At 71.0% G+C, this 24,592-nt stretch carries 21 protein-coding genes and 1 pseudogene; 10 read left to right on the top strand and 12 right to left on the bottom strand.

The genetic code is table 11. The features are described from left to right. Nucleotides 1-129 precede the first annotated feature (129 nt). The gene (locus tag ACSMXX_RS03270; RefSeq protein ID WP_473182514.1) at nt 130-894 is read left to right on the top strand and encodes a MerR family transcriptional regulator; all 765 of its coding nucleotides are present in this window, start codon (nt 130-132) and stop codon (nt 892-894) included. 13 nt (nt 895-907) lie between these two features. Here ACSMXX_RS03270 and ACSMXX_RS03275 read toward each other — a convergent pair whose 3' ends face one another. The 5 genes from ACSMXX_RS03275 to ACSMXX_RS03295 form a co-directional block, all read right to left on the bottom strand. Then, the gene (locus tag ACSMXX_RS03275) at nt 908-3,097 is read right to left on the bottom strand and encodes a 3-hydroxyacyl-CoA dehydrogenase NAD-binding domain-containing protein (RefSeq protein WP_473182515.1); all 2,190 of its coding nucleotides are present in this window, start codon (nt 3,095-3,097) and stop codon (nt 908-910) included. Between the two features lie 100 nt (nt 3,098-3,197). Further along, nucleotides 3,198-4,412 (bottom strand): acetyl-CoA C-acetyltransferase, encoded by a 1,215-nt coding sequence (locus tag ACSMXX_RS03280; RefSeq protein ID WP_473182516.1) that lies wholly within the window; start codon nt 4,410-4,412, stop codon nt 3,198-3,200. A 48-nt stretch (nt 4,413-4,460) separates the two neighbouring features. After that, nucleotides 4,461-5,603 (bottom strand): acyl-CoA dehydrogenase family protein, encoded by a 1,143-nt coding sequence (locus ACSMXX_RS03285; RefSeq protein ID WP_473182517.1) that lies wholly within the window; start codon nt 5,601-5,603, stop codon nt 4,461-4,463. 100 nt (nt 5,604-5,703) lie between these two features. Next, on the bottom strand, nt 5,704-6,729 hold the full coding sequence (locus ACSMXX_RS03290; protein WP_473182518.1) for an LLM class F420-dependent oxidoreductase: 1,026 nt from the start codon (nt 6,727-6,729) through the stop codon (nt 5,704-5,706). Then, nucleotides 6,726-7,928, bottom strand: coding sequence for a CaiB/BaiF CoA transferase family protein (locus ACSMXX_RS03295; protein ID WP_473182519.1), 1,203 nt, complete (start codon nt 7,926-7,928; stop codon nt 6,726-6,728). The genes ACSMXX_RS03290 and ACSMXX_RS03295 overlap by 4 nt, the downstream gene beginning before the upstream one ends. A 436-nt stretch (nt 7,929-8,364) precedes the next feature. On the opposite strand from ACSMXX_RS03295, the gene ACSMXX_RS03300 reads away from it, so the two are divergent. From ACSMXX_RS03300 to ACSMXX_RS03315, 4 genes are all read left to right on the top strand, one after another. Beyond that, on the top strand, nt 8,365-9,258 hold the full coding sequence (locus tag ACSMXX_RS03300; RefSeq protein WP_473182520.1) for an SIS domain-containing protein: 894 nt from the start codon (nt 8,365-8,367) through the stop codon (nt 9,256-9,258). A 71-nt stretch (nt 9,259-9,329) separates the two neighbouring features. Continuing rightward, on the top strand, nt 9,330-10,172 hold the full coding sequence (locus ACSMXX_RS03305) for a class II fructose-bisphosphate aldolase (protein ID WP_473182521.1): 843 nt from the start codon (nt 9,330-9,332) through the stop codon (nt 10,170-10,172). Next, on the top strand, nt 10,169-10,975 hold the full coding sequence (locus ACSMXX_RS03310; RefSeq protein ID WP_473182522.1) for a DeoR/GlpR family DNA-binding transcription regulator: 807 nt from the start codon (nt 10,169-10,171) through the stop codon (nt 10,973-10,975). The genes ACSMXX_RS03305 and ACSMXX_RS03310 overlap by 4 nt, the downstream gene beginning before the upstream one ends. Nucleotides 10,976-11,176: 201 nt before the next feature. Further along, on the top strand, nt 11,177-12,796 hold the full coding sequence (locus tag ACSMXX_RS03315; RefSeq protein WP_473182523.1) for a CoA transferase: 1,620 nt from the start codon (nt 11,177-11,179) through the stop codon (nt 12,794-12,796). A 132-nt stretch (nt 12,797-12,928) separates the two neighbouring features. On the opposite strand, the gene ACSMXX_RS03320 is transcribed toward ACSMXX_RS03315, so the two are convergent. From ACSMXX_RS03320 to ACSMXX_RS03330, 3 genes are all read right to left on the bottom strand, one after another. Then, a complete protein-coding gene (locus ACSMXX_RS03320) occupies nt 12,929-13,765 on the bottom strand; it encodes a DUF1707 SHOCT-like domain-containing protein (protein ID WP_473182524.1) in 837 nt (278 codons plus the stop codon). Between the two features lie 39 nt (nt 13,766-13,804). Then, on the bottom strand, nt 13,805-14,221 hold the full coding sequence (locus ACSMXX_RS03325) for a hypothetical protein (RefSeq protein ID WP_473182525.1): 417 nt from the start codon (nt 14,219-14,221) through the stop codon (nt 13,805-13,807). Nucleotides 14,222-14,322: 101 nt separating this feature from the next. Further along, on the bottom strand, nt 14,323-14,874 hold the full coding sequence (locus ACSMXX_RS03330) for a glycoside hydrolase family 25 protein (RefSeq protein ID WP_473182526.1): 552 nt from the start codon (nt 14,872-14,874) through the stop codon (nt 14,323-14,325). 253 nt (nt 14,875-15,127) lie between these two features. Between ACSMXX_RS03330 and ACSMXX_RS03335 the strand changes: the two genes are divergently transcribed. The 3 genes from ACSMXX_RS03335 to ACSMXX_RS03345 all read left to right on the top strand — a co-directional run bounded on the left by ACSMXX_RS03335 (nt 15,128) and on the right by ACSMXX_RS03345 (nt 17,344). Further along, a complete protein-coding gene (locus tag ACSMXX_RS03335) occupies nt 15,128-15,553 on the top strand; it encodes an OsmC family peroxiredoxin (RefSeq protein WP_473182527.1) in 426 nt (141 codons plus the stop codon). A gap of 47 nt (nt 15,554-15,600) precedes the next feature. Beyond that, nucleotides 15,601-16,482 carry an Fpg/Nei family DNA glycosylase gene (locus tag ACSMXX_RS03340; RefSeq protein WP_473182528.1) on the top strand — a complete coding sequence of 294 codons (882 nt, stop codon included), beginning with the start codon at nt 15,601-15,603 and terminating at the stop codon, nt 16,480-16,482. Between the two features lie 151 nt (nt 16,483-16,633). Next, nucleotides 16,634-17,344, top strand: coding sequence for a GAF and ANTAR domain-containing protein (locus ACSMXX_RS03345; RefSeq protein WP_473182529.1), 711 nt, complete (start codon nt 16,634-16,636; stop codon nt 17,342-17,344). A 140-nt stretch (nt 17,345-17,484) separates the two neighbouring features. On the opposite strand, the pseudogene ACSMXX_RS03350 reads toward ACSMXX_RS03345, so the two are convergent. The 4 genes and pseudogenes from ACSMXX_RS03350 to ACSMXX_RS03365 form a co-directional block, all read right to left on the bottom strand. Further along, nucleotides 17,485-17,679, bottom strand: a pseudogene (locus ACSMXX_RS03350) (DUF4236 domain-containing protein); the annotation flags it as partial. Nucleotides 17,680-17,740: 61 nt separating this feature from the next. Continuing rightward, entirely contained in the window at nt 17,741-20,374 is a 2,634-nt protein-coding gene (locus ACSMXX_RS03355; protein WP_473182530.1) for an ATP-dependent Clp protease ATP-binding subunit, read from the bottom strand. Nucleotides 20,375-20,701: 327 nt separating this feature from the next. Next, nucleotides 20,702-21,703: an EamA family transporter gene (locus ACSMXX_RS03360; RefSeq protein ID WP_473182531.1), complete on the bottom strand. Its 1,002-nt coding sequence runs from the start codon at nt 21,701-21,703 to the stop codon at nt 20,702-20,704. After that, nucleotides 21,703-22,269 (bottom strand): MarR family winged helix-turn-helix transcriptional regulator, encoded by a 567-nt coding sequence (locus tag ACSMXX_RS03365; RefSeq protein ID WP_473182532.1) that lies wholly within the window; start codon nt 22,267-22,269, stop codon nt 21,703-21,705. Before ACSMXX_RS03365 ends, ACSMXX_RS03360 begins: the two co-directional genes overlap by 1 nt. Nucleotides 22,270-22,392: 123 nt before the next feature. Between ACSMXX_RS03365 and ACSMXX_RS03370 the strand changes: the two genes are divergently transcribed. Further along, complete coding sequence (locus tag ACSMXX_RS03370) at nt 22,393-23,193, top strand: alpha/beta fold hydrolase (RefSeq protein ID WP_473182533.1); 801 nt, start codon at nt 22,393-22,395, stop codon at nt 23,191-23,193. After that, the gene (locus ACSMXX_RS03375; protein ID WP_473182534.1) at nt 23,193-24,473 is read left to right on the top strand and encodes a PP2C family protein-serine/threonine phosphatase; all 1,281 of its coding nucleotides are present in this window, start codon (nt 23,193-23,195) and stop codon (nt 24,471-24,473) included. The genes ACSMXX_RS03370 and ACSMXX_RS03375 overlap by 1 nt, the downstream gene beginning before the upstream one ends. The last annotated feature ends 119 nt before the right edge of the window (nt 24,474-24,592 follow it).

The following is a 24,592-nucleotide window of genomic DNA, read 5'->3' on the forward strand; positions in this document are numbered from 1 at the left end:
CAGGCACACACCGGGCCTCTCGTACCGGCTCCTCGGTGCGGGATTTCCCACTGGAGCATTGCAGTACAAGACTGGTGAGACAGCAATACTGTTGAACGAGTTCAGCGGACGGTGTCAGGGAGAACGCGCATGGAGCAGCAGCAGCCGGGCGGCCAGGACGGCACGGACAGCCTGACCGTGGACCAGCTCGCCGCACGGGCGGGCGTCACGGTCCGTACGGTCCGCTTCTACAGCACCCGCGGTCTCCTGCCGCCGCCCACCATCGGCCCGCGCAGGATCGGCCGCTACGGCCCGGCCCACCTCTCCCGGCTCGCCCTGATCGAGGAGCTGCAGAACCAGGGCATGACGCTGTCGGCGATCGAGCGCTATCTGCGGCGCCTGCCGGAGGACACGGACCCGAACGATCTGGCCATCCACCGCGCGATGGTCGCCTCCTGGATGCCGGACACCGTCGACGAGGCCACCCGCGAGGTGCTGGAGCGGCGCGTGGGGCGCGAGCTGACGGGCGACGATCTGGAGCGGCTGACGGCGATGGGCGTTCTGGAGACCACCGACGACCCCGGCCGCTTCCTGGTCGATCCCGCGCTGCTGCATCTGGGCGTCCGGCTGCTGGACATGCCGCTGTCGCAGGAGACGATCCTGGCCGCACGCGAGGCGATGCTGGAGCACGCGCGTGCGGCGGCCCGGGAGCTCAGCCGCCTCTTCAAGGACGAGGTGTGGCAGCCCTACCGTGCGCGTGAGACCGACCCGGAGCAGGTCGAGCGGATGAAGTCCCTGTCGGCCCATATGCAGCCGATGGTCGTGCAGGCGCTGATGACCGCCTTCCAGCGCTCGCTGAAGGAGGAACTGCGGGGCTCGTTCCCGAACGGGCGCTCCCCGCAGTCCTCCGAGTAGGGGGTGCCGTGGGTCAGTCCTTGAAGGTCTCGCCCCTGGCGGCCTTATCCGCGAGCAGGCCGGGCACGGCGAAGCGGTCGCCGTAGCGCTCCTGGAGTTCGCCGGCCCGTGCTGCGAAGCCGGCCGTGCCGCCCTCGTATCCGTTGATGTACTGGATCACGCCGCCCGTCCACGGCGGGAAGCCGATGCCCATGATGGAGCCGATGTTGGCGTCGGCGACGGAGGTCAGCACGCCCTCCTCGAAGAGCCGGACGGTGTCCAGCGCCTCGGCGAAGAGCATCCGCTCCTGCATGTCCTCGAAGGGGATGCCGGGGTCGGCCTCCTTCTTGAAGTGCTCGCGCAGGCCCGGCCAGAGCTTGCCGCGCTTGCCGTCCTCGCCGTAGTCGTAGAAACCCGCGCCGCCGCTGCGGCCCGTGCGTCCGAACTCGTCGACCATCCTGTCGATGACCGCGTCCGCCGGGTGTGCCTTCCACTCGGTTCCCTCGGCCTCCAGGCCGCGGCGGGTCTCCTCGCGGATCTTGCGTGGCAGGGTCAGCGTCAGCTCGTCCATGAGGGAGAGCACCTTGGCGGGATAGCCGGCCTGGGCTGCGGCCTGCTCGACGGTGGCGGGCTCCACGCCCTCGCCGACGAGCGCGACGCCCTCGTTGATGAAGTGGCCGATGACGCGGGAGGTGAAGAACCCCCGGGAGTCGTTGACGACGATCGGGGTCTTCTTGATCTGCTGCACCAGGTCGAAGGCGCGTGCCAGCGCCTCGTCCCCAGTCGCGCGGCCCTTGATGATCTCCACCAGCGGCATCTTGTCGACGGGCGAGAAGAAGTGCAGCCCGATGAAGTCGCCCTGGCGCTCGACTCCTTCGGCGAGTGCGGTGATGGGCAGCGTGGAAGTGTTGGAGCACAGCAGGGCGTCGGGCTCGACGACGTCCTGGATCTCCTGGAAGACCTTGTGCTTGAGCGCCGGGTCCTCGAAGACGGCCTCGATGACGGCGTCGCAGCCCGCGACCGCCTGCGGGTCGGCGGCGGGTGTGATCCGGGCGAGCAGCTCGTCCCGCTTCGCCTCCGTCGTACGTCCGCGCTTCAGCGCCTTCTCCAGCAGGCCCTCGGAGTAGCTCTTGCCCTTCTCGGCGGCTTCGAGAGACACGTCCTTGAGCACGACGTCGATGCCGGCCTTGGCGCAGGAATAGGCGATGCCGGCGCCCATCATGCCGGCGCCGAGGACCGCGACCTTCCGTACGGGGCGGGTCTCGATGCCCTTGGGACGGCTGCGTCCGGCGTTGACCGCTTGCATGTCGAAGAAGAACGCCTGGATCATGTTCTTCGAGATCTGCCCGGTGACCAGCTCGACGAAGTAGCGGGCCTCGATGACCTGGGCGAGCTCGAAGTCGACTTGGGCGCCCTCGACGGCGGCGGCCAGGATGTTGTGCTGCGCGGGGTAGGGCGCGCCGCCGGTCTGTTTCCTCAAGTTGGCCGGGAAAGCAGGCAGGTTGGCGGCGAACTTCGGATTCGAGGGAGTGCCGCCGGGGATCTTGTAGCCCTTGACGTCCCACGGCTGCGCTGACTCCGGGTTGCCGTCGATGAAGGCGCGGGCGGCGGCCAGCATGGCCTCCTCGCTGTCCACGACCTCGTGCACGAGGCCCTTCTCCTTGGCCTTGGCCGGGAAGTACTGCTGGCCCTGGAGCAGCACGTTCAGCAGCGCGTCGGCGATTCCCAGGAGACGGACCGTACGGGTCACGCCGCCGCCCGCCGGGAGCAGACCGAGCGTGGCCTCCGGACAGCCGATCTTGGAACCCTTCACATCGAGGGCGACGCGGTGGTGGCAGGCGAGCGCGATCTCGAAACCGCCGCCGAGCGCCGCGCCGTTGATGGCGGCGACGACGGGCTTGCCGAGGGTCTCGATGCGGCGCAGGTCCCGCTTCATCTGCATGCTCGACTCGAAGACCTGCTCGGCGTCCTCGGGGCGGGCGCTGATGAGGTCGTGGAGGTCGCCGCCGGCGAAGAAGGTCTTCTTCGCCGAGGTGAAGATGACGCCGCGGACGTTGCCCGCCTCGTTCTCCCGCTCCAGGCGGTCGGCGACGGCACCGAGCGAGACCCTGAAGGCGGCGTTCATGGTGTTGGCGGACTGGTCCGGGTCGTCCAGCACGAGGGTGACGACGCCGGTCTCGTCCTGCTCCCAGCGGATGGTCGTGGACGTCGTGGGCTCAAACATCGTGGGTTTTCTCTCCGTACGTGAAGCGGTGCGGTGGAGGCGCGGCAGGCGCCGGAGACGGGGCAGGCCCCGACGGGCCCGTGGTTCAGAGCCGTTTGGTTCAGAGCCGTTCGACGACGGTGGCGCTTCCCATGCCTCCGCCGACGCACAGGGTGGCCAGGCCGTAGCGCTGGTCGCGCCGCTCCAACTCGTCGACGAGGGTGCCCAGCAGCATCGCCCCCGTCGCTCCCAGCGGGTGGCCCATGGCGATGGCGCCGCCGTTGACGTTGACCTTCTCCAGCGGCAGTTCCATGTCGCGGGCGAAGCGCAGCACCACCGCGGCGAACGCCTCGTTCATCTCGACCAGGTCCATGTCGGCGGCCGTCAGCCCGGCCTTCGCCAGCGCCTTGCGCGAGGCGGGCGCCGGACCGGTGAGCATGATGGTCGGGTCGGCGCCGGAGACGGCGGCGGAGACGATGCGTGCGCGCGGCCGCAGCCCGAAGCGCTCGCCGACCTCCGCGTTGCCGACGGCGACGAGGGCGCTGCCGTCGACGATGCCGGAGGAGTTGCCCGCGTGGTGGACGTGGTCGATCTCCTCCACCCAGTGGTACTTCTGCAGCGCCACCGCGTCGAAGCCGCCCATCTCGCCGATGTCCTTGAACGACGGCTTGAGCCCGGAGAGTGAGTCGACGGTGGTGCCCGGCCGGATGTGCTCGTCGCGGTCGAGGACGGTGAGGCCGTTGCGGTCCACGACGGGGACGACGGAGCGGTCGAAGCGGCCGTCCTTCCACGCCTCGGTGGCCAGCTCCTGCGAGCGTGCGGCGTACTCGTCCACGTCACGCCGGGAGTAGCCCTCGATGGTGGCGATGAGGTCGGCGCCGATGCCCTGCGGCACGAAGCCCGTGTCCAGGCTCGTCATCGGGTCCATGGCCCAGGCGCCTCCGTCGGAGCCCATCGGCACGCGGGACATCGACTCGACGCCGCCGGCGAGTACGAGGTCCTCCCATCCCGAACGGACCTTCATCGCCGCGAGGTTGACCGCTTCGAGGCCCGAGGCACAGAAGCGGTTCTCCTGGACTCCGGCGACGGTGTCGGGGAGTCCGGCGGCGATCGCCGCGGTCTTGGCGATGTCGGAGCCCTGGTCGCCCAGAGGGCTGACGACTCCGAGCACGATGTCGTCGATCGCGCCCGGGTCCAGGTCGGGGAAGCGGCGGCGCAGTTCGTGGATCAGGCCGACGACGAGGTCGATGGGCTTGGTCCCGTGCAGGGCGCCGTTGGCCTTGCCGCGGCCGCGCGGGGTGCGGACGGCTTCGTAGAGATAGGCTTCGGTGCTCAAGATCGGCAGCCTTTCGGTGCGTACGGGGTCGGACGGGTCGGGGTCGGTTCAGTCGAGGATCGAACGGCCGATGATCTCTTTCATGATCTCGGTCGTGCCGCCGTAGATGGTCTGGATGCGTCCGTCGGTGTAGGCACGGGCGACGGGGAATTCGTTCATGTAGCCGTAGCCGCCGTGCAGTTGGAGACAGCGGTCCGTGACGCGCTTCTGCAGTTCCGTAGCCCACCACTTGGCCATGGAGGCGTGTGCGGCGTCCAGTTCGCCCTTCGCGTGGTCCTCGACGCAGCGGTCGAGGAAGGCGCGGGTGACGGCGCACTCCGTGGCGAGCTCGGCGATCTCGAAACGCACGTGCTGGAGTCTGGCGAGCGGCCGGCCGAACGCCTCCCGCTCCTTCACGTACCCGGTCGTCTGCCGCAGGATCTCCTCGGCTCCGGCGATGGCGCCGACGGCGATGGCCAGCCGCTCCTGGGCGAGATTGGTCATCAGATGGAAGAAGGCGCCGTGCAGCTCGCCGAGCAGGTTCTCCTTCGGCACGTGCACGTCATTGAAGAAGAGCTCGGCGGTGTCCTGCGACTTCTGCCCGATCTTGTCGAGATTCCGGCCGCGCTCGAACCCGGGCATGCCGCGCTCCACGACGAGGAGGCTCAGGCCCTTGGCGCCGCCCTCGGGCTTCGTACGGGCGACGACGATCACCAGGTCGGCGAGGATTCCGTTCGAGATGAAGGTCTTGGAGCCGTTCAGCACCCAGTGGTCGCCCGCGTCCTCGGCGGTGGTGCGGATGCCCTGGAGGTCGGAGCCGGCGCCGGGCTCGGTCATCGCGATGGCCGTGATGATCTCGCCGGAGCAGAAGCCGGGGAGCCAGCGGCGCTTCTGCTCGCCGGTGGCGAGAGACGTCAGATACGGGCCGATGATGTCGTTGTGCAGCCCCACGGCGATGCCGGCGGCGCCCGCGCGCGCGAACTCCTCGCCGAGCACGGCTGCGTAGCGGAAGTCACCGGTGCCGCCACCTCCGTACTCCTCGGGGACGGCGAGCCCGAGGAGGCCCTGACGGCCGGCGGCCAGCCACGCGTCGCGGGAGACGATGCCGTCCTTCTCCCACTGCTCGTAGTGCGGCTCCACCTCCTTGGCGAGGAAGGTGCGGACGGTCTGCCGGAACGCTTCGTGGTCCTCGGTGAAGATCTGGCGCTTCATGTGGTCGGTGCTCCCCTTCGGGCTTCGCGTCTCGCCTGTCCGCGTCGTGGCGCGGGGCGGCGACTGACCACCCCCGCGCCGCCGCCTGCCGGCGGCCGGGTCAGAGCCAGCCCTTGACCTTTTCGATCAGCTTGGCCGGGTCGGGCCCGACCGGCGTGACGTTGAGCATCGTCACCCCGGCCTCGCGGAACGCCTCGATGCGCTCACGCACATATCCCTCGGGGCCGCAGAGGGAGACCAGCTCGCAGAACTCGGCGGGAACCGCGGCCTCCGCCTCCCTCTTCTTCCCCGCGAGGTAGAGGTCCTGCACCTTCTCGGCCGCCTCTTCATAACCGTACGCCCGGGCCACGTCGTTGTAGAAGTTCTTCCCCTTGGCCCCCATGCCGCCGATGTAGAGCGCGATGAGGGGGCGCACGTGCTCCCGTACCGCCGCCGCGTCCTCGCCGACGGCCAGAAGCGTGCCGGCGGAGATCTCCAGCGGGCCGCGCTCCGGCGCGCGCAACGCGGTGCCCTCCGCCAGCGCGGTGCCCCACACCTGCTTGGCCTTCTCGGGAACGAAGAGATGCGGCAGCCAGCCGTCGGCGATCTCCGCGGTCATACGGACGTTCGCAGGGCCGAGGGAGGCGATGTAGAGCGGGATCTCCGCCCGCTGCGGGCGGTTCAGGAACTTCAGCGGCTTGCCGAGCTTGCCGCCCTTCTCGGCGGGAAGCGGCATGTCGGTGATGCCGTGGTGGTCGATGACCTCCCGTCGCCAGATGCGCCGGCACAGTTCAACGGTCTCGCGGGTGCGGCCCAGCGGCTTGTCGTACGCCCTGCCGTGCCAGCCCTCGACGACCTGCGGCCCGGAGGCACCGAGGCCCAGCAGGGCGCGCCCCGCGGAGAGGACGTCGAGACCGGCGCCGGTCTGGGCGATGAGCGCGGGGGTGCGGGAGTAGACGTTGAGGATGCCTGCGCCGATGAGCAGGCGCTCGGTGCGTGCGGCGATGTAGCCCATCACGGTTGGCGAGTCGAAGCCGTACGCCTCGGCGACCCACACCGCGTCGAGGCCGGCGGCCTCCAGCTTCACGACCTCTTCGGCTGCCGTGCGGGGGTTGTCGGCGTACTGGAGGGGCGTCGCGATCTTCATGCGTCACTGTCCTTGGCGGGGTCGGCGGAGCGGGCGGTGTCTGCAGAGTGGGCGGAACCGGCACGTGCGGCCCCGGCGAGTGCGGGCAGCTGCCAGTCACGGGCCACCTCGGCGGCGTCCGCGCCGGGCAGCGCGGGCGGGCGCGTGACGGCGGCGGGGGTCGCGGAGAAGCGCGGCGCGGGCGCGGGCTGGGTGATGCCGCCGTGCTCGACGAAGGTCCCGCGGGCGTCCAGATGGGGATGCCGGGGAGCCTCCCGCAGCGAGAGCACCGGGGCGACGCAGGCGTCCGAGTCGCGGAAGACCTCGTCCCACTCGTCCCTCGTACGAGCCTTGAAACGCTCGGCGACGACGGCGCGCAACTCGCCCCAGGCGGCCGGGTCCTCGCGTCCCGGCGCCTCGTCCTCGATGCCGAGCAGCCTCGTGAACTCCCGGTAGAACTGCGGCTCCAGGGCGCCCACGGCCATGAAGCCGCCGTCGGCTGTCTCGTACGTGCCGTAGAAGGGCGCGCCGCCGTCCAGCAGGTTCGCCCCCCGCTTGTCCTGCCAGGCGCCTGCGGCGAGCATTCCGTGGATCATGGCCGTGAGGTGGCTCGTGCCGTCGACGATGGCGGCGTCGACGACCTGGCCACGTCCGCCCGGGGTGCGTGCGTGCTGCAGGGCGGCCAGGACGCCGATCACCAGATAGAGCGAACCTCCGGCGTAGTCCCCCAGCAGGTTGGCGGCGGCGTACGGGGGCCCTTCGGCGGGGCCGGTCATCCCGAGGGCTCCGGTGAGGGCGATGTAGCCGATGTCGTGTCCGGCGCGCTGGGCGAGCGGGCCGTCCTGGCCCCAGCCGGTCATCCGGGCGTAGACGAGCGCGGGATTGCGCTCCATGCAGGGGCCGGGGCCGACACCGAGCCGTTCGGCGACGCCGGGGCGGTTGCCTTCGACGAGGACGTCGGCGCGCTCGACCATGTCCAGGGCGGTCGCAATGCCGTCCGGGTCCTTCAGGTCCAGCGTGACGGAACGCTTGTTCCGGTTGGTGACGTCGCGTGCCGGGTCTATGCCCAGGGCGGCACCGCCGGGGCGGTCGACGCGTACGACGTCCGCGCCCAGGTCGCCGAGCAGCATGGCGGCGAAGGGCCCGGGGCCGATCCCGGCCAGTTCCACGACGCGTACGCCGCGAAGCGGGCCCTCGCCGTACGACGCGGCTGATGTCATCGCCCGTCCTCAGACCGTTTGACACAACTGATGTAACACCAAGGATGCTATGGAGGGCCGGCCCATTCCACAAGCCCGGGCGGCGGGACGGGAGACCGGCCGCGCCGTGGCATGCACCACACGGAGGCGCGGCCCGCAGGACCGTGCCCACATCCGCCGCACCGGGCCTTCCCAGGAGCAGCAGGGGCGTCGAGGGCGGGCATGGCTCCTCACTCGTACGTGCGATGGCGCCACCTGGACTGGCTGCGCAATACTGATTGCAATGCGGTGAGAAAGAGCAGCTTTGTGCATAAGGCGCCGGGTCGACCTGGAGCAGATTGCCTGGCGCAGGCGGCTCTCTCAGGCCGGCTTCGCACTCGTCGAGCGCGGGTCGAGCCGAGCAGCCGACCGACAGCGGTGCCGGAGAGGCACGGAGAGGTGGGGTCCGATGAGTCCGATGAGCGAAACCACATACATGGAGCGTGAGTTGCGCAGCCAGCCGGAGACGTGGCGCTCGGCCGCGCAGCAGGCGGCGGCCCCCCTGCCCCGTTCCGGGGAGCGGGTGGCAGTCGTCGGATGCGGCACGTCGTGGTTCATGGCTCAGGCGTACGCCTCCCTGCGGGAGAGCGCGGGGCTCGGTGTGACGGACGCGTTCGCGGCATCCGAGGCGCGGCTCGACGCCGGCCGGGGCTACGACCGGGTGCTGGCCATCACCCGCTCCGGCACCACCACGGAAGTCCTCCGCCTGCTGGAGGAGGTACGGGGGCGCATCCCCACGGTGACCGTCATCGGCGACCCGGACACTCCGGTCACCGCTGTCTCCGACGAGACGGTCGCCCTGCCCTTCGCCGACGAACGGTCCGTCGTGCAGACGCGGTTCGCCACGAGTGCGCTCGCTCTGCTCCGGGCGCATCTCGGCGAGGACATAGCGGGGCCTGTTCGGGACGCCGAGGAGGCGCTGGCCGCCGAAGTACGGGCGGAGTGGGTGGACGCCGGACAGTTCACATTCCTGGGCAGCGGCTGGACGGTCGGGCTCGCTCACGAGGCCGCGCTGAAGATGCGGGAGGCGTCGCAGTCCTGGACCGAGTCCTATCCGGCCATGGAGTACCGGCACGGGCCGATATCCATCGCGGCTCCCGGGCGCGTGACATGGCTGTTCGGGCCGTCGCCGGAGGGTCTGGAGCAGGAAGTGGCGCGCACGGGCGGCATGTTCGTGCACCACGAAGGGCGCGATCCGCTCGCCGAGTTGGTGCTGGTGCAGCGCGTGGCGCTGGCCCGGGCACGGGCCCGCGGCCTCGATCCCGACGCACCGCGCAGCCTGAGCCGCTCGGTCATGCTGGACGCCCCCTGACGGCCCGCCCCGCCGGCCCTGTTCTCCCAGCCTGGCCTTCCCGCCTCGCCCGCCTCAACGGAGGTCGCAACATGCCACTTGTCCCCACCGCGTCGGTCCTCGATGCGGCACGCACGGCGGGCGTCGGTGCGCCTGCCTTCAACGTGCTGCATCTGGAGACGGCCGAGGCCCTCGTCGCCGCGGCGGAGCGCGCAGGCGTTCCGCTCATCCTCCAGATCAGCGAGAACTGCGTCCGGTATCACGGGAGTCTGCTGCCCTTGCTGCACGCCACTCTCGCGCTCGCCGACGCCTCCGGCGCGGGCGTCTCCGTGCACCTGGACCACGTCACCGATCCCGCCCTGCTGCGGGAGGGCGTCGGTGCGGGGGTGCGCTCGGTGATGATCGACGCGTCCGCTCTCCCGTACGAGGAGAACGTCGCCACGACCGCGGAACTGACCGGCTGGTGCCACCGCGAACAGGTCTACGTCGAGGCCGAGTTGGGAGAGGTGGGCGGCAAGGACGGAGTGCACGCACCCGGTGCGCGTACGGATCCGGAGGAGGCGCTCGCCTTCGTGCAGGACACCCGGGTGGACGCCCTCGCCGTCGCGGTGGGCTCCTCGCACGCCATGCGGGAGCGTACGGCCGTGCTCGACAAGGAACTGATCCGGGCACTGCGCGAGCGGCTTCCCGTGCCGCTGGTTCTGCACGGTTCCTCGGGGGTGCCCGACGAGGAGCTGCGTGCGGCCGTCGCCGCCGGCATGACGAAGATCAATATCTCGACCCACCTTGTGTCGGTGTTCACCGACGAGGTGCGCAGGACACTCGCGGAGAGTCCGTCGCTCATCGACTCCCGCAAGTACGTGGGGCCCGCCCGCGAGGCCGTGTCGCGGGAGGCGGAACGGCTGCTGCGCCTTCTCGGGACGCCGGCGTCATGAAGCGGCACGAGCGCATGAACGCCCTGCTGGAGCTGCTGGGTGAGCGGGGGCGTCTCGATGTGGAGGAGGCCGCTACGTCACTTGAGGTGTCGGCGGCGACCATGCGCCGCGACATGGACGCCCTGGCCGAGCAGCAGTTGCTCAAGCGCACCCGCGGCGGTGCGGTCCTCAGCTCCGTCACCTACGACCTGCCGATCCGCTACAAGCACGGCCACCATTCCGCGCAGAAGCACGCCGTCGCGGAGGCCGCGGCGGGCATGGTCGGGCCCGGCGACGTCGTGGGCCTCAGCGGGGGCACGACGACGACGGAGATCGCCCGGGCACTGGCCACCAGACCGGAGCTCGCGGAAGCGGGTCCCCGCGCCCGGCTGACCATCGTCACCAACTCGCTGAACATCGCGAACGAGTTGGCGGTCCGCCCGCAGATCAAGATCGTCCTGACGGGCGGTGTGGCCCACTCCCGTTCCTTCGAACTCACCGGTCCCTTCAGCGAGATGGTGCTGCGTCAGCTCACGCTGGACTTCGCCTTCATCGGTGTGAACGGCATCGACGCGCAGTGGGGCGGCACCGTCCACGACGAGGCCGAGGCCACGACGAACAGGCTCATGGCCGAGCGGGCGGCCCGTGCCGTGGTGGTCGCGGACTCCACCAAGCTGGGCCTGCGCTGCTTCGCCCGCGTCGGCGGCGCGGACGTCTTCGGCACCCTCGTCACGGACACGGACATGGACGAGGCCGCACGGCAGGAGTTCGCCGATCTGGGCATGCGCGTGGTGACGGCCTCGCCCCCCGTGCCGGACAGCTGACGACCACCCGGGACCCGCGGATGCACCGGCAGCGCCGGGCGCGCGGGCTAGCGCCCCGTGCCCAGTGAGGCTGCCGGTGCCAGTGCCGGTGGTGGTGCCGGTGCCCCGCCAGGAGATCACGTACGTCGTGGCGTGCGACGCGGCCGTCCTTCGAGTCCGTTGGCCGCCGGACATCGCACGGCCAGTGCCAGAATGCCCAGCATGGAACGATCTTCATCAGCGGCAGTCGGCACCGCAGCCCCGGCCGGGACGTCCGACCACTTGCGCGATGAGCCACTGAGCGCGGACGCGGCCCCGGCACAGACCGGGGAGACCGGCCCCAGTGCCGCTCTCCCGGGCACCGAACACGCCTGGGCGGCCCTCGGCGGCGACAGCGCACTGCTGGAACGGATCTCCTGCACGCCGCGCGCGGTCCTGCCGGCGCGGCTGCCGGTACGGGAGCTGGCCCGCGCCTCGGTGGCGGTGTGCTCGCTGGCCGCGGCCGAACTGTCCTCCGTACGTTCCGACGGGGCCGTCAGCGATGCCGTCAACGGCACCGGCACCGGCACCCGCGCCGGCACCGGCCACGCTGTTCCGTCCGTGAACGTGGACGACGGGGCGGTCGCCACCGCCTTCACCAGCGAGCGGCATCTGAGGACGGACGGACGCGAGCCGGTGACGTTCGCCCCCCTGTCCCGTTTCTGGCGCACCACGGAAGGCTGGCTGCGCACCCACGCGAACTACCCGCACCACCGCGCCCGGCTGCTCTCCGCCCTCGGCGTCGCGGAGGACGGCGACGACGCCGCTCTGGTGGAGACCGTCGCCGCGGAACTGGCCCGGCGCGACGCCGCCGAGGTCGAAGAGACGGTCCACGCGTCGGGCGGCCTCGCCGTCGCCGTCCGTACGCCTCAGGAGTGGGCGGCCCACTCGCAGGGCGCCCAGGCGGCGCGCCGTCCGCTGCTCACCACCGCACGCATGGACCAGGCGTTCCCCCGCAGGCTGCCAGAGCCGGCGGGAAACGGCCCGCTGCACGGGGTTCGCGTACTGGACCTCACCCGGGTCCTCGCAGGCCCCGTCGCCACCCGCACCCTCGCGCTCTTCGGCGCGGACGTGCTCCGCATCGACTCCCCGCACCTCCCTGAGGACCCGGACACGCACGCGGCCACGGCCGCGGGCAAGCGTTCCGCACTCCTCGACCTCTCCTCACGCTCCGGTCAGGCGGCCTTCGAGGAGTTGCTGTCGGCGGCGGACGTCGTCGTCACCGGCTACCGCCCGGGTGCGCTGGACCGCTTCGGGCTCGCCCCGGAGTCGCTGGCCGACCGGCGGCCGGGAGTGGTCGTGGGCCAGATCAGCGCGTGGGGCGCGTGCGGCCCTTGGCACAGAAGGCGCGGTTTCGACAGCCTCGTACAGGCGGCGAGCGGCATCGCCCACGCGGAGAGGCAGCAGGACGAGGCAGGCGAGGAGAGGCCCGGGGCCCTTCCGGCGCAGGCCCTCGATCACGGCACCGGTTATCTCCTCGCGGCCGCCGTCATGCGGGCACTCACCGAGCAGCGGCGTGGCCGGTGCGGTGCGCGGCTCGTACAGCTCGCGCTCGCCCAGACCGCGGACTGGCTCGTCAACGGGCTGACCTCGCAGCACACATCCGGTCCGCAGCCGGACGGCCCGCCTGCCACCGGGGCCGCAGCCCTCGGTCCCGCCGACCCCGCCGCCTGGCTGGCCGAGACCGACAGCCCGATCGGACGGCTGCGCTATGTGCTGCCGCCGGTCGGCTACGAAGGTTCACCTGCCGACTGGTCACGACCGCCCGGCGTGCCGGGCGCGGATCCCGCCGCCTGGTGGTGAACCGCTGCCGGACGAACGGTCCGCCCACCGGCCGGCCCATCGGCACGCCCGTACGCCCGCAGTCGCGCACCTGATGCACCCCGAGGCCTGGGTGCCTCGGCGTCAGCCCGTCCGGTGGCAAGCACCGCCGCCCTAGAGGGACTTCCCGCCGTGCTCCCCACCGTCCCGGCGTCCCCCGTGGCCCCCGTGTCCTCCGTTGCCCCCGTGGCCGCCGAAGTCCCCGTGCCCGCTCCTGCGTTCACGCTCGTCCTTGCGCTGACGGCGCTCCAGCTCGCGCCGTTCACGCCGCTCGGCACGCAACTGCAGCTTCTCCGCCCGCGGAAGCTTCCGCACGACGCCGACGCCGCCCATCATCGTGAGACCGGTGATCACCACGCGTGGTGCGTCGGGGTCCCCGAACCCCGAGGCCGAGGAGTCGAATCCGCCCATGATGCCCACGCCGCGCACCTCGACCCCCAGTCCGGGCGGCACGGTGACGCTGAAGCCGCCCATCAGCGCGAAGCAGCGGATGACGACGTCCCGGTCCTCGAAGCGGGCCTCCCGCAGGTCCAGTTCGCCGCCGCCCATGATGCCGACGCCGGTGAAGGTACGCGGCACCGTCCACTCCCCCTTGCGTCCGAACCCGCCCATGACGCCGAGGCCCCAGCGCGAGGTGGCTCTTCCGCCGATCCGCTCCGCCCAGCGCCGCCGCCTGCCGGGCGACGGAGCGGGTGAACCCTCCGCACCGGCGACGTCCGTCAGGCTGCCCGCGGAGGCGCCCGCCCCGTCCGCGTCCCCGCCGGCGTGGTGCGGAAGATCGCGTACGAGAGGGACCAACTCCCCGCGCGTACGGGCCTGGTAGGTGCTGTCGAGACGCTCCTGGAACTCCTCCATGCCGAGCCGCCCCTCGGCCAGCGCGTCACGCAGCACCTCGGCGACCCGCTCTCGCTCCGCGTCCGAAGCGCGCACCTCGGGCAGCTCGTCACTCATGAAGTCAGCCTATTACCTGCAGTGGCCGCCACAGCCGGCTCACTGGACGGACGCCAGCAGCCACTCGGCCAGCGCCACCGCCGCGAATCCCAGCACCAGCACTCCGGTGGCGACCCGGGTGCGGCCACGGCGGCTGAGCACGATGGCGGTGCCGGAGAGTATGAGCGCTATGCCGTAGAAGCCCATGGTGAGCACGGAGGGCGCGCTGCCCAGCCGTACGACGAGCGCGACCGCCACGGCCGCCATGACGACGCCGGAGACGATGATGCGGACCCTGCGCGCCTGCCGCGGCGTAAGGCCCGTGCGGGCGGCCGGGACGCCCTGCTCCGACGGCTCCTCCCCCGGCGCGGGCCCGGCCCCGGGCTCCTCTGCGCCGCCCTCGGGTCGGGTCTCGGCTCCGTCCTCGGGTCCGGTCGTCTCGTCATCGGTCGGCGGGCTTATGTTGGCTTCCGGCATGCCGGGAGGTTATCCGCATTCGGACCCGCTGTCGCGCGCGGGTGCATGCGATACCGGGCTCATCCCGGACGGGACGGGCCGGGGGCTCAACTTCCCCTCGGCTACGGCTCCTTGTGCGTCCACTTGCGCAGATCGGAGCGGCTGTCGAAGTTCCCGAGGTTCGTGTCGATCGGGTCGTCCGTGTACTGGTGGAAGCGCCACGGGTGTTCGATGCCGGGCTTGCCCGGCTTGCCGTTGTAGTGGGCTATCCACAGGCCGTCGCCGGCGAAGGACGTCGTGTCGTGGTTGAGCCAGAAGTTGACGTTGCAGTACAGCAGCACCCTGGTGTGGGGGCGCTCCTTCTGCACGTACTTGATCCAGTCGTCCTTCTCGGCGTTGGTGACGGCGGAGTCCTCCCAGTCCAGTACGAGCATGTCGCCCTTGACCAGGTTGATCTTCGACATGAAGTAGTCCGCCTGCGCCTTCATGCTTCCGGCGCGCCCGAAGTGGTAGAAGCCGGTGACCAGTTCGGCGTCGCGCGCCGTCTGACGCTGGTCGACCCACTTCGGGTTCGTGTACGACGTACCCTCCGTGATCTTGATGAAGACGAAGTCGAGACCCTTCGTGCTGTAGTCCGACGGCTGGTACGACGAGACGTCGACGCCTTTGATCACTTTGACTCCTTCTGCAGTCCGGCCGCGCTTCGCTCATCCGTTCCGATACCCGTAACGCGGCGCACCGTACCCCGAACGGCCCGCTGTGGGGCGCCGATCGGTCGCTCCGGGTCACGGTGCGGGCGCGCCCGGCGGCGCGCTCCGGCGCGTCGCCCCCGTAGCGGCGGCGCCCGGGGGCGGAGGATCGGTGCGGGTGCGCCGCGGGGCACCCGTCACACTGGTAGAGACGACCGCACGACGGAGGAGTACGACCATGGCGACGACACGCACAGCTCACACGGTGTGGAACGGGGACCTGAAGCAGGGGTCGGGTGAGGTCACCTTCGACTCCTCCGGAATCGGCACGCAGGCCGTCACCTGGGCCTCACGCGCCGAGGAGCCGAACGGAAGGACCAGCCCGGAGGAGCTGATCGCTGCTGCGCACTCCAGCTGCTTCTCGATGGCGCTGTCCAACGGGCTCAACTCCGCGGGCACCCCGCCCACCCGGCTCAACACCCAGGCGGATGTGACGTTCCAGCCGGGGACCGGGATCACGGGCATCCACATCACGGTGCAGGGCGAGGTGCCGGGCGTCGACGAGGCCGCCTTCACCGCCGCCGCCGAGGAGGCCAAGGCCAACTGCCCCGTCTCCCAGGCCCTTTCGGGCACGACCATCACCCTGACCGCCAAGCTGAGCTGAGCGCGGCCGGGCCGGCCGCGTGCCGGTCCGGCGGGAGCGGAGGAGAGATGCCGGAACTGCCAGAGGTCGAGGCGCTGCGTGACTTCCTCGACGACCGCCTCACAGGGCGCACGGTGGAACGCGTCACGCCGCTGGCCATCAGCGTCCTCAAGACGTACGAGCCGCAGCCGGCGGCGCTGGAGGGGCAGATCTTCACGGGTGTGTACCGGCACGGGAAGTTCCTCGACCTCAAGGCTGGCGGTCTCCATCTGGTCGTCCACCTCGCCCGGGCGGGCTGGCTGCGCTGGCGCGAGTCGTTTCCGCCGGCACCGCCCCGCCCGGGCAAGGGCCCGCTGGCTCTCCGGCTCTCGCTGACCGCGTCCGAGGAGGGCGGCCGGAGCGACGGCGGATTCGACCTCACCGAGGCCGGCACCCGCAAACGCCTCGCGGTCTACTGCGTGCACGATCCCTCGGAGGTGCCGGGCGTCGCACGGCTGGGGCCCGACCCGCTCGCCGACGAGTTCACCGCGGAGGTCTTCGCCGGTCTCGTACGGGGTGAACGCCACCGGATCAAGGGCCTGCTGCGCGACCAGAGCGTGATCGCCGGTGTCGGCAACGCCTACTCGGACGAGATCCTCCACGCCGCACGCCTCTCACCGTTCAAGATCGCCGGTGAGCTCTCCGAGGAGGAGATCACCGGGCTGTACGAGGCGCTCCGGGCCACCCTGCGCGAGGCCGTCGAACGCTCGCGCGGGCTGGCGGCCGGGGAACTGAAGTCTGAGAAGAAGACGGGGCTGCGTGTGCACGGCCGTACGGGCAAGCCGTGCCCCGTGTGCGGCGACACCGTCCGGGAGGTCTCCTTCAGCGACTCCTCCCTGCAGTACTGCCCGACCTGCCAGACCGGCGGCAAACCGCTCGCGGACCGCCGCATGTCGCGACTGCTCAAGTAGCCCGTGGGCCGGGCCCGGGGCCAGGTCCGGGGCCGGGCCCCTGGGCCGGCCCAACGGAGGGCGGGCCCGGAGTCCGGGCTCAGGGCCGGCAGTGCACCAGGCGATGAGCCTCGGTATTGTCCTGCGGGTGACGAGTGGTGGAGGAACGGGCATGTCGGCCGATGAGCTGGAAGAATTCGCCACAGGTCTGGCGCGCATGGCCCGCGATCTCCTCGCTCAGGACTCCGTACAGAAGACGCTGGACCGTGTCGTGGAACACGCGGTGGAGCTTGTCGACGGGTGCGAGGCCGCCGGCGTGATGTCCGTGGAGAACAAGCAGGTCAGGACGCTCGCCACGACCAGCGACCTGGTACGCGCCTCGGACCGGATCCAGGGCGAGCTGGGCGAGGGCCCCTGCTTCGACGCCGCCCGTACGCCGAAGGAGGTCTACCGCGTCGCGGACATGACCGAGACGGTGAAGCGGTGGCCGCGCTACGCGCCCCACGCACGGGAGCTGGGCGTCGGAAGCATGATGGGCTTCCTGCTCTACACCGAGGACGACAACCTCGGCGCCCTCGACCTCTACTCGTCCACGCCGAACGCCTTCACCAAGCGCTCCGAGCACGTCGGCTGGCTGCTGGCGTCGCACAGCGCGGTCGCCTTCTCCAGCGCCCGTACGCACGCACAGCTGCACGTCGCGATGGAGACCCGGCACAACATCGGCGAGGCCATCGGGATCGTGATGGAGCGGTACAAGCTCGACGAGGACCAGGCGTTCGCCGTGCTGAAGAAGAGCTCACAAGACCGGAACACCAAGCTGCGCGAGATCGTGCGCATCGTCACGGAGACCGGCGAGGTCCCCGGCGCGAAGCGCCGCTCGTGAGGTCCATGGCCGCCGTCCGGGGCCTGGCGTCCGGCGGCTGACTCCCGGGGACGCCCGCCTCACATGCCGCGGCCGCGGTGCCCGCTGCCGCCCCTGAGCAGCCTTATCAGCTCGCTGCTGAGTCCGCTCCTGCTGTGCCGGCGGCTGCTACGGGCGCTGGTGTGCCGGTAGCCGAACGGGCCCGGCAGATCCACCGACGTCGTGCGGCGGCCGGTGGAGCCGAATGTGCGGCGGGGCCCCCACCTGCCGCCCGTGGTCACGGACCACGACCTGCGGTTGATGTTCAGCCGCACGCCCGGCAGTATCCGGAAGCTCCTGCGGAATGTCAGCGGCATCATCGCCTCCTCGACTCGGGCCGTTGCGGTGCCGTTTGCCCCCTTACGGTCAGTTCACCCCTCACCCCTCACCCTCTCCCCCGGAGCCCGCTCCGGCGTCCTCCTCCGTACGGAAGACCAGCTCACCGCCGTCCACGTCAGCCATCAGCCTTGTGTGCGGCTTCAGTTCACCGCTGAGCAGCATCCGCGAGAGCTGGTTGTCCACCTCGCGCTGGATGGTGCGGCGCAACGGCCGTGCCCCGTACTCCGGTTGGTAGCCGCGCTGGAGCAGCCAGTCGACGGCGGCGGGGGCGAACTCGATGGCCAGGTCCTGTGAGTGCACCCGGTGCCTGGTCTCGTCGAGCATCATGTCGGTGATGGTGCGCAGCTGTTCGTCGGTGAGCTGGCGGAAGATGACGATCTCGTCGATGCGGTTGAGGAACTCCGGCCGGAAGTGCTCGCGCAGCGGGCGCATCACGCGCTCCCTGCGTGCCTCCTCCTCGTCCTCCTCGTCACCGCTGCCGAAGCCGACGACGGCGCCGCGTCCCGTGATGGCCTCGGAGCCGAGATTGCTGGTCATCACGATGACCGTGTTGGTGAAGTCGACGGTCCGGCCCTGGGAGTCCGTCAGCCGGCCGTCGTCGAGCACCTGGAGCAGGATGTTGAAGACGTCGGCGTGCGCCTTCTCGATCTCGTCCAGGAGCAGCAGCGAGTACGGGTTGCGGCGCACGGTCTCCGTCAGCTGGCCCGCGTCCTCGTGCCCGACGTAACCGGGAGGGGCGCCGACGAGCCGGCTGACGGTGTGCCGCTCCTGGTACTCGCTCATGTCGAGCCGCACCATGCGGTCGTCGGTGCCGAAGAGCGACTCCGCGAGTGCGCGGGCCAGTTCGGTCTTGCCGACGCCGGTGGGGCCGAGGAAGAGGAAGCTGCCGATGGGCTTCGACGGGCTGGAGAGACCGGCACGGGACCGCAGCACGGCATCCGAGACGGCGGAGACGGCTTCGTCCTGGCCGATGACGCGCTCTCGCAGCCGGTCCTCCATGCCCAGCAGACGTTCCTTCTCCTCCTGGGTGAGGTTGCTGACCGGGATGCCCGTCTGACGGGAGACGATGTCGGCGATGTCCTCGACGGTGACCTCGGCGATGCGGCCGTTGGGCTGGTGCCGGTGTTCGTCCCGGGTAATCTCCTTCTCCACCTCGGCGAGGCGGTCGCGCAGCTGCGTGGCGCGCTCGTAGTCCTCGGCGGCCACGGCCTGGTCCTTGTCGCGGCTGATCTGTTCGGCCTCGCGCTCCAGGGCCCGCACGTCGGTGCCGCGGGTCGCGGTGCGCAGCCGTACGCGGGCGCCCGCCTGGTCGAGGAGGTCGATGGCCTTGTCCGGCAGATAGCGCCCCGTCAGATAGCGGTCGGAGAGCTCGACGGCCGCGATGAGCGCGTCACCGGTGTAGCGCACCTGGTGATGCGCCTCGTAGCGGTCGCGCAGGCCGCGCAGGATCTCCACCGCGTCGGGCACGCTCGGCTCCGGGATGAGAACGGGCTGGAAGCGCCGGGCGAGCGCCGCGTCCTTCTCGATGTGACGGCGGTGCTCCTCCAGCGTGGTGGCGCCGATGACGTGCAACTCGCCGCGGGAGAGCGGCGGTTTGAGCATGTTGCTCGCGTCCATCGAGCCTCCTTCGGTGCCGCCTCCGCCGGCGCCCACGACGTTGTGCAGTTCGTCGATGAAGACGATCAGCTCGCTGGAGTGCTCGCGGATCTCGTCGATGATGTTGCTGAGGCGCTCCTCGAAGTCGCCCCTGTAACGGGTGCCGGCGACGACGCCGGAGACATCGAGCTGGACGACGCGCCGGCCCAGCAGGTTGTCCGGGACGTCCCCCTCCGTGATGCGCTGTGCCAGGCCTTCCACGATTGCCGTCTTGCCGACGCCCGCCTCGCCGATGAGGACGGGGTTGTTCTTGCCGCGCCGGGCGAGGATCTCGATCGTCTGCTCGATCTCGTCGTCCCTGCCGATCACGGGGTCGATGCGGCCGTCCCGTGCCATCTCCGTCAGGTCGGTGCCGTACTTGTCGACGGTGGGTGTGTCGGTGCGCGGCTTGCCCTGCGGTCCGCGGCCGGGCGGTCCCTCGGGGCCGGGGCCCTGCGCGCCCGGGTAGCCAGGGGCGCCCTGACCGGGGTGGCCCGGGTGGCCGGGGAGGGAGCCGGAGGATGCCGAGCGCGGGTCGAAGTGGGCAGCGCCGAGTATCTGTCCGGCCGTGGAGTCGCGGTTCGCGGCCAGCGCGATGAGTACGTGCTCGCTGCCGATGTAGGAAGCGCCGCGGGTACGGGCGATGTCGTGGGCGTCCAGCAGGGCCCGCTTGACGGCGGGGCTGACGGATATGGACTTGCGGGGCGTGCCCTCTCCGACGTCCCGGTCGATGTTCTCCGCGAGCGCGTCGGCGTCGGCACCGGCCCTGGTGATCATCGTGCGGGTCGGTTCGGTGGTGAGCGCCGCGCGCAGCAGATGCTCGGTGTCGAGGTCGCTGCTGCCGTGTTGTGCCGCGTACGAGGCCGCTTCCGAGACGAGTTGCCTGGCCGGCTCGCTCATCAGCCGGAGGAAGTCGTAGTAGCGGGGGTCCCGGCTGCCGCTGCCGCCGGACGAGGCGGCGCCCCCCAGAAAGCGCGCGATGAACTCTCCGAACGGGTCCCTGCCGAAGTCCTCGGGACCCATGTACCCGCTGGTCATAGGTATCCGTCCCGCTGACCCGACATGGCCGGGCCACGCTGTGTCGGCTGCATCCGGTGCCCCTCCCGGCAAGCTTCGCCCTGTCGCGCCGCCCTGCACGCACGCTCGCTGCGTTGGCCAAAAGCCCTGGTAGCTCCGCTACAAGGACTTCCGGCCGCCTTGCGATCGCACGCACCGGACGACGCTCCCTGACGGGCGAACATTGCCAGTCACGGCACTAGCTTCCGGTGCGCGGGGTTCCCCTGTACGGCGGTACGACACGTGGCGGCCGGTGTTGCGCGGCTCTCAAGGGCGTGTCCGCAAAGCAGCGCCGTCTTCCCCGGCCCCCTAGCCCGCCGTGAGCAGCCCGGTGGCCGCGGCGGCGCCGAGCAGCCCTGTGGCCTGCAGCCGGGTGGGGCGTTCACGCAGGACAGTGAGTCCGAGGAGCACGGGGATCGCCGGGTAGAGCGAGGAGAGCACCACGGCGACGGTGAGGATCTGCTCCCTGGTGGCCAGGAGGTAGAGCACGAGAGCGAGCGCCGCCGCCATGCCTGTGACGGCGGCCCCGGCCGCGTGCCGCGGCGGCAGTACCGTCCGCAGGGCAGGCGGCGTCCGCAGCGCGGGACGCAGCCGCGGTGCGGGACGCAGCCGCGGCTCCGGCGGGGTCCACGGTGCCGACGGCGTTCGCGGTGCCGACGGCGTTCGCGGTGCCGACGGCGTCCGCCGCTCGGGGTGCCGCCCCCCGCGCAGGGCCCGCAGCAGCGCCGGCAGCGCGGCCGGCAGGATCACGGCCATGGCGGTGAGACGCCCCGCGGTGACGGGCCAGATCCCGGATGCCTGACCGGCCTGGGCGAGCGCCGCGTACTGCAGGGCGATCCCGGCGCCGGCGGCCAGTCCGTCCAGGGACGCGCCCCTGGCGGCGGGCGATGCGGAGTGCACGGGACCGTTGCGTGACACGAGCCAGAGGGCCGGCACGGCGGCCACCACGCCCAGCCAGGACAGCGCCGACGGGCGGTCCCCGAGGAGTACGACGCCTGCCAGTACGGGCAGGGCCAGGCCTCCCACCGCGCTGACCGGCACTACGACGCTCATCGCACCGCGGCTCATCCCTCGGTAGAGGAGGACCATGCCGAGACCGGTTCCGACCCCGGAGAGCGCACCCCACGCGAGATCGGCGGCGGCCGGCGCAGCGTCCGGCAGCAGCGGCACCGCCCCCAGGGTGAGGAGCAGGCCCCCTGCCTGTCCGGCGAGCGCGACCAGGGCGAAGCCGGCGCGGCGCGCGAGCAGGCCGCCGGTGAAGTCGGCGACGCCGTAGAGGACGGCGGAGCCGAGCGCGAGGAGCGGGCCCATCAGCTGCCGCGCGGTCCGGCACCCTCACCGCTGCCGGTCCTCCCGCTCTGCTCGTCACGCTCGGCCTGTCCGACGGGGCAGACAGCGCCGTCCCGTACACATCCGGCGCGGTCGCAGAGTCGGCACAGCAGCTCCGCGTTGCCGACCTCTCCATGGAGGCGGCTGAGCAGTTTGGCGAGGAGGCCGTCCAGCGTCTCCCGTTCCTCCTCCTCCAGTACGTCCACGATTCCGCTGAGCGGGGCGCCGCGTGCGGCGAGCAGCGTCCGGGCGGTGCGGGTGCCGGCGGCGGTCGGCGTCACGGAGACCCAGCGGCCGGGGCCCTGGCGTCGCTCGACAAGCCCGCCCGATTCGAGCGAGTCGACCATGCGGGCCGCGGCGGGCTGGGACAGGCCGACGCGGCGGCCCAGTTCGGTCACGCTCAGACCGGGTGCGGCGGAGAGCACCACCAGCGCGGCCGCGCCGCTCGCGCTGGTGCCGGCGGCGCCGGTCGCTCCGCTGAGGGTCAGGTCGGTCACGGCGAGCGCGGTGGCGCCGAGGAGGTTGGCCGTGCGATTGGCGTCATGCATGACTCATGCATATCTGGTCCGGCCCCGTTCATCAACCCCGCGCGAGAGTTGATCACTCGCTGCGCAGAGCCTGTGCCTCACACCTGTGCCTCATACAGGACTTAGTAGGACAATGGAGGCGTTATGGATGTAGTGAGCAGGAACAACGTGGTGATCACTGGCCGGGAGGACGGACGTGTGATCATGCTGTCGAACGGGTTCGGCTGCGACCAGAACATGTGGCGGCTCGTGACGCCCCGGCTGGCCGGGGATTTCAAGATCGTGCAGTTCGACCATGTGGGGACGGGCCAGTCGGATCTCTCGGCGTGGAGCGCCGAGCGGTACTCCTCGCTCGACTCGTACGCGGAGGACATCCTCGAGATCTGCCACGAACTCGCCCTCGGGCCCCTCGTACTCGTCGGACACTCGGTGAGTGCCGTCTTCGGCGTACTGGCCGCCGCGTCGGAGCCCGAGCTGTGCGAGAAGCTCGTCCTGCTCACGCCGTCGCCGCGCTACATCGACGACGTGGGCTACCGCGGCGGGTTCAGCGCCGAGGACATCGACGAACTGCTGGAGTCGCTGGACAGCAACTACCTGGGCTGGTCGGAGTCGTTGGCTCCGGTGGTCATGGGAAACCCGGAGCGCCCCGAACTGACCGAGGAGCTGACCAACAGCTTCTGCCGGATCGACCCCGCCATCGCGAGGGTGTTCGCCCGCGCGACCTTCCTCTCCGACAACCGCGCCGATCTGCGCCGTGTGACCGTACCCACCCGGGTGATCGAGGTCGCTCAGGATGTGATCGCGCCACGGGAGGTCGGCGCGTTCGTGCATGAGTCGATCCCCGGCAGCGAGCTGGTGACCCTCGACGCGGTGGGCCACTGCCCGCAGTTGAGCGCTCCGGAGGCCACCGCCGAGGCGATCGGCGGGTTCGCGGCACGGGAGTGATGATGTCCGGGACAGGACGCGGAGGGCCACAGTCCCCGGGAGCGCGCCGCACTCCCGCCGACAGCGGTGCACCCGGGCATGTCCCGCACGCCGAACTGCTGGACGACAACCCGGAGGACCTCTACGAGAACGCACCGTGCGGATATCTCTCCACCCTGATGGACGGGAAGATCGTCAAGGCCAACCGCACGCTTCTGGACTGGCTGGGCCGCTCACCCGACGAGGTCATCGGCCGTATGCGCTTCGCCGATCTGCTGACGATCGGCGGGAAGCTGTACCACGAGACGCACTTCGCCCCGCTCCTCCACCTTCAGCATGAAGTCAGCAGCATCGCCCTGGAGTTGAGAACCGCGGACGGATCCCGGCTGCCCGTCCTCGTCACCTCGGCCGTCAAGACGGACAGCACCGGACAGCCGCAGCTGATCCGCACCACCGTCAACGACGCGCGCGACCGCCGCTCGTACGAGACCGAACTGCTGCGCGCCCGCGAGAAGGCCGAACGCGAACGCGAACACTCCCAGCACCTGGTCAGCACGCTGCAGCAGACCCTGGTGCCACCGGCCCTGGCATCTCCTCCAGGGCTGGAGGTCACAGCGCACTACCACATCGCCTCCCCCGACGAAGTCAGCGGAGACTTCTACGACTTGTTCCCGCTCACGGCCGATACGTGGGGGCTGTTCATCGGCGACGTGTGCGGCAAGGGAGCTCCTGCCGCGGTGCTGGCCTCACTCGCCCGCTACACGCTGCGGGCCGCGGCCGTCTACAACCCCGAGCCCAGGGCGGTGATCGGCAACCTCAACACCGTGCTGAACACGGCCGATTACGAGCACGACCCCCGTTTCTGCACCGTGCTCTTCGGCGTGCTCAAGCAGGAAGGCAAAGCGTTCCGCGTCACGCTGGCCAGCGGCGGACATCCCAACGCCCTGTTGCTGCGCAGCTCAGGGTCCGCGGCGTACATCCCGACCCTGGGCGGCCAGTTGGTCGGCGTGCTGGCGGAACCGCGAGTCGCCACCGCCACCGTGCGTCTGACCGTCGGAGACACCCTGCTCCTCTACACCGACGGACTCACCGAGGCCCACACCGCCACCGACGCGGGCGAGCGTTACGGCGACGACGCGCTGCTCGGCTACGCCGACGTTCTGGCGCCCTGCACCGCCGGAGTCACCGTCACAGCCATGACCGAGCTGCTGAACGCCTTCGGCGAGGGCCTGGTCGACGACACGGCGGTGCTCGCGCTGGGAGTTCCCCCTGGGAGCGGGCCGGAGAACGGGCCGGGGTGAACTGGCCGCCGCATCGCTGCTGCTGAGCTAGCTCCTCGACCGGCACCACCACCCTGGCCCTCGCCCTCGTGGCCACGGCACTGACGATCGCCTGCTCGCCCGAACCGGCGCGCTTCGGC

This window comes from Streptomyces sp. DSM 116795, assembly GCF_055792905.1.

What these genes read in the sequence shown, in the direction of transcription:
- ACSMXX_RS03270 (WP_473182514.1), top strand. Translation starts at nt 130, where the DNA reads ATGGAGCAGCAGCAGCCGGGCGGCCAGGACGGCACGGACAGCCTGACC.
- ACSMXX_RS03275 (WP_473182515.1), bottom strand. Translation starts at nt 3,097, where the DNA reads ATGTTTGAGCCCACGACGTCCACGACCATCCGCTGGGAGCAGGACGAG.
- ACSMXX_RS03285 (WP_473182517.1), bottom strand. Translation starts at nt 5,603, where the DNA reads ATGAAGCGCCAGATCTTCACCGAGGACCACGAAGCGTTCCGGCAGACC.
- ACSMXX_RS03290 (WP_473182518.1), bottom strand. Translation starts at nt 6,729, where the DNA reads ATGAAGATCGCGACGCCCCTCCAGTACGCCGACAACCCCCGCACGGCA.
- ACSMXX_RS03295 (WP_473182519.1), bottom strand. Translation starts at nt 7,928, where the DNA reads ATGACATCAGCCGCGTCGTACGGCGAGGGCCCGCTTCGCGGCGTACGC.
- ACSMXX_RS03300 (WP_473182520.1), top strand. Translation starts at nt 8,365, where the DNA reads ATGAGCGAAACCACATACATGGAGCGTGAGTTGCGCAGCCAGCCGGAG.
- ACSMXX_RS03305 (WP_473182521.1), top strand. Translation starts at nt 9,330, where the DNA reads ATGCCACTTGTCCCCACCGCGTCGGTCCTCGATGCGGCACGCACGGCG.
- ACSMXX_RS03310 (WP_473182522.1), top strand. Translation starts at nt 10,169, where the DNA reads ATGAAGCGGCACGAGCGCATGAACGCCCTGCTGGAGCTGCTGGGTGAG.
- ACSMXX_RS03315 (WP_473182523.1), top strand. Translation starts at nt 11,177, where the DNA reads ATGGAACGATCTTCATCAGCGGCAGTCGGCACCGCAGCCCCGGCCGGG.
- ACSMXX_RS03320 (WP_473182524.1), bottom strand. Translation starts at nt 13,765, where the DNA reads ATGAGTGACGAGCTGCCCGAGGTGCGCGCTTCGGACGCGGAGCGAGAG.
- ACSMXX_RS03325 (WP_473182525.1), bottom strand. Translation starts at nt 14,221, where the DNA reads ATGCCGGAAGCCAACATAAGCCCGCCGACCGATGACGAGACGACCGGA.
- ACSMXX_RS03335 (WP_473182527.1), top strand. Translation starts at nt 15,128, where the DNA reads ATGGCGACGACACGCACAGCTCACACGGTGTGGAACGGGGACCTGAAG.
- ACSMXX_RS03340 (WP_473182528.1), top strand. Translation starts at nt 15,601, where the DNA reads ATGCCGGAACTGCCAGAGGTCGAGGCGCTGCGTGACTTCCTCGACGAC.
- ACSMXX_RS03345 (WP_473182529.1), top strand. Translation starts at nt 16,634, where the DNA reads ATGTCGGCCGATGAGCTGGAAGAATTCGCCACAGGTCTGGCGCGCATG.
- ACSMXX_RS03355 (WP_473182530.1), bottom strand. Translation starts at nt 20,374, where the DNA reads ATGACCAGCGGGTACATGGGTCCCGAGGACTTCGGCAGGGACCCGTTC.
- ACSMXX_RS03360 (WP_473182531.1), bottom strand. Translation starts at nt 21,703, where the DNA reads ATGGGCCCGCTCCTCGCGCTCGGCTCCGCCGTCCTCTACGGCGTCGCC.
- ACSMXX_RS03365 (WP_473182532.1), bottom strand. Translation starts at nt 22,269, where the DNA reads ATGCATGACGCCAATCGCACGGCCAACCTCCTCGGCGCCACCGCGCTC.
- ACSMXX_RS03370 (WP_473182533.1), top strand. Translation starts at nt 22,393, where the DNA reads ATGGATGTAGTGAGCAGGAACAACGTGGTGATCACTGGCCGGGAGGAC.
- ACSMXX_RS03375 (WP_473182534.1), top strand. Translation starts at nt 23,193, where the DNA reads ATGATGTCCGGGACAGGACGCGGAGGGCCACAGTCCCCGGGAGCGCGC.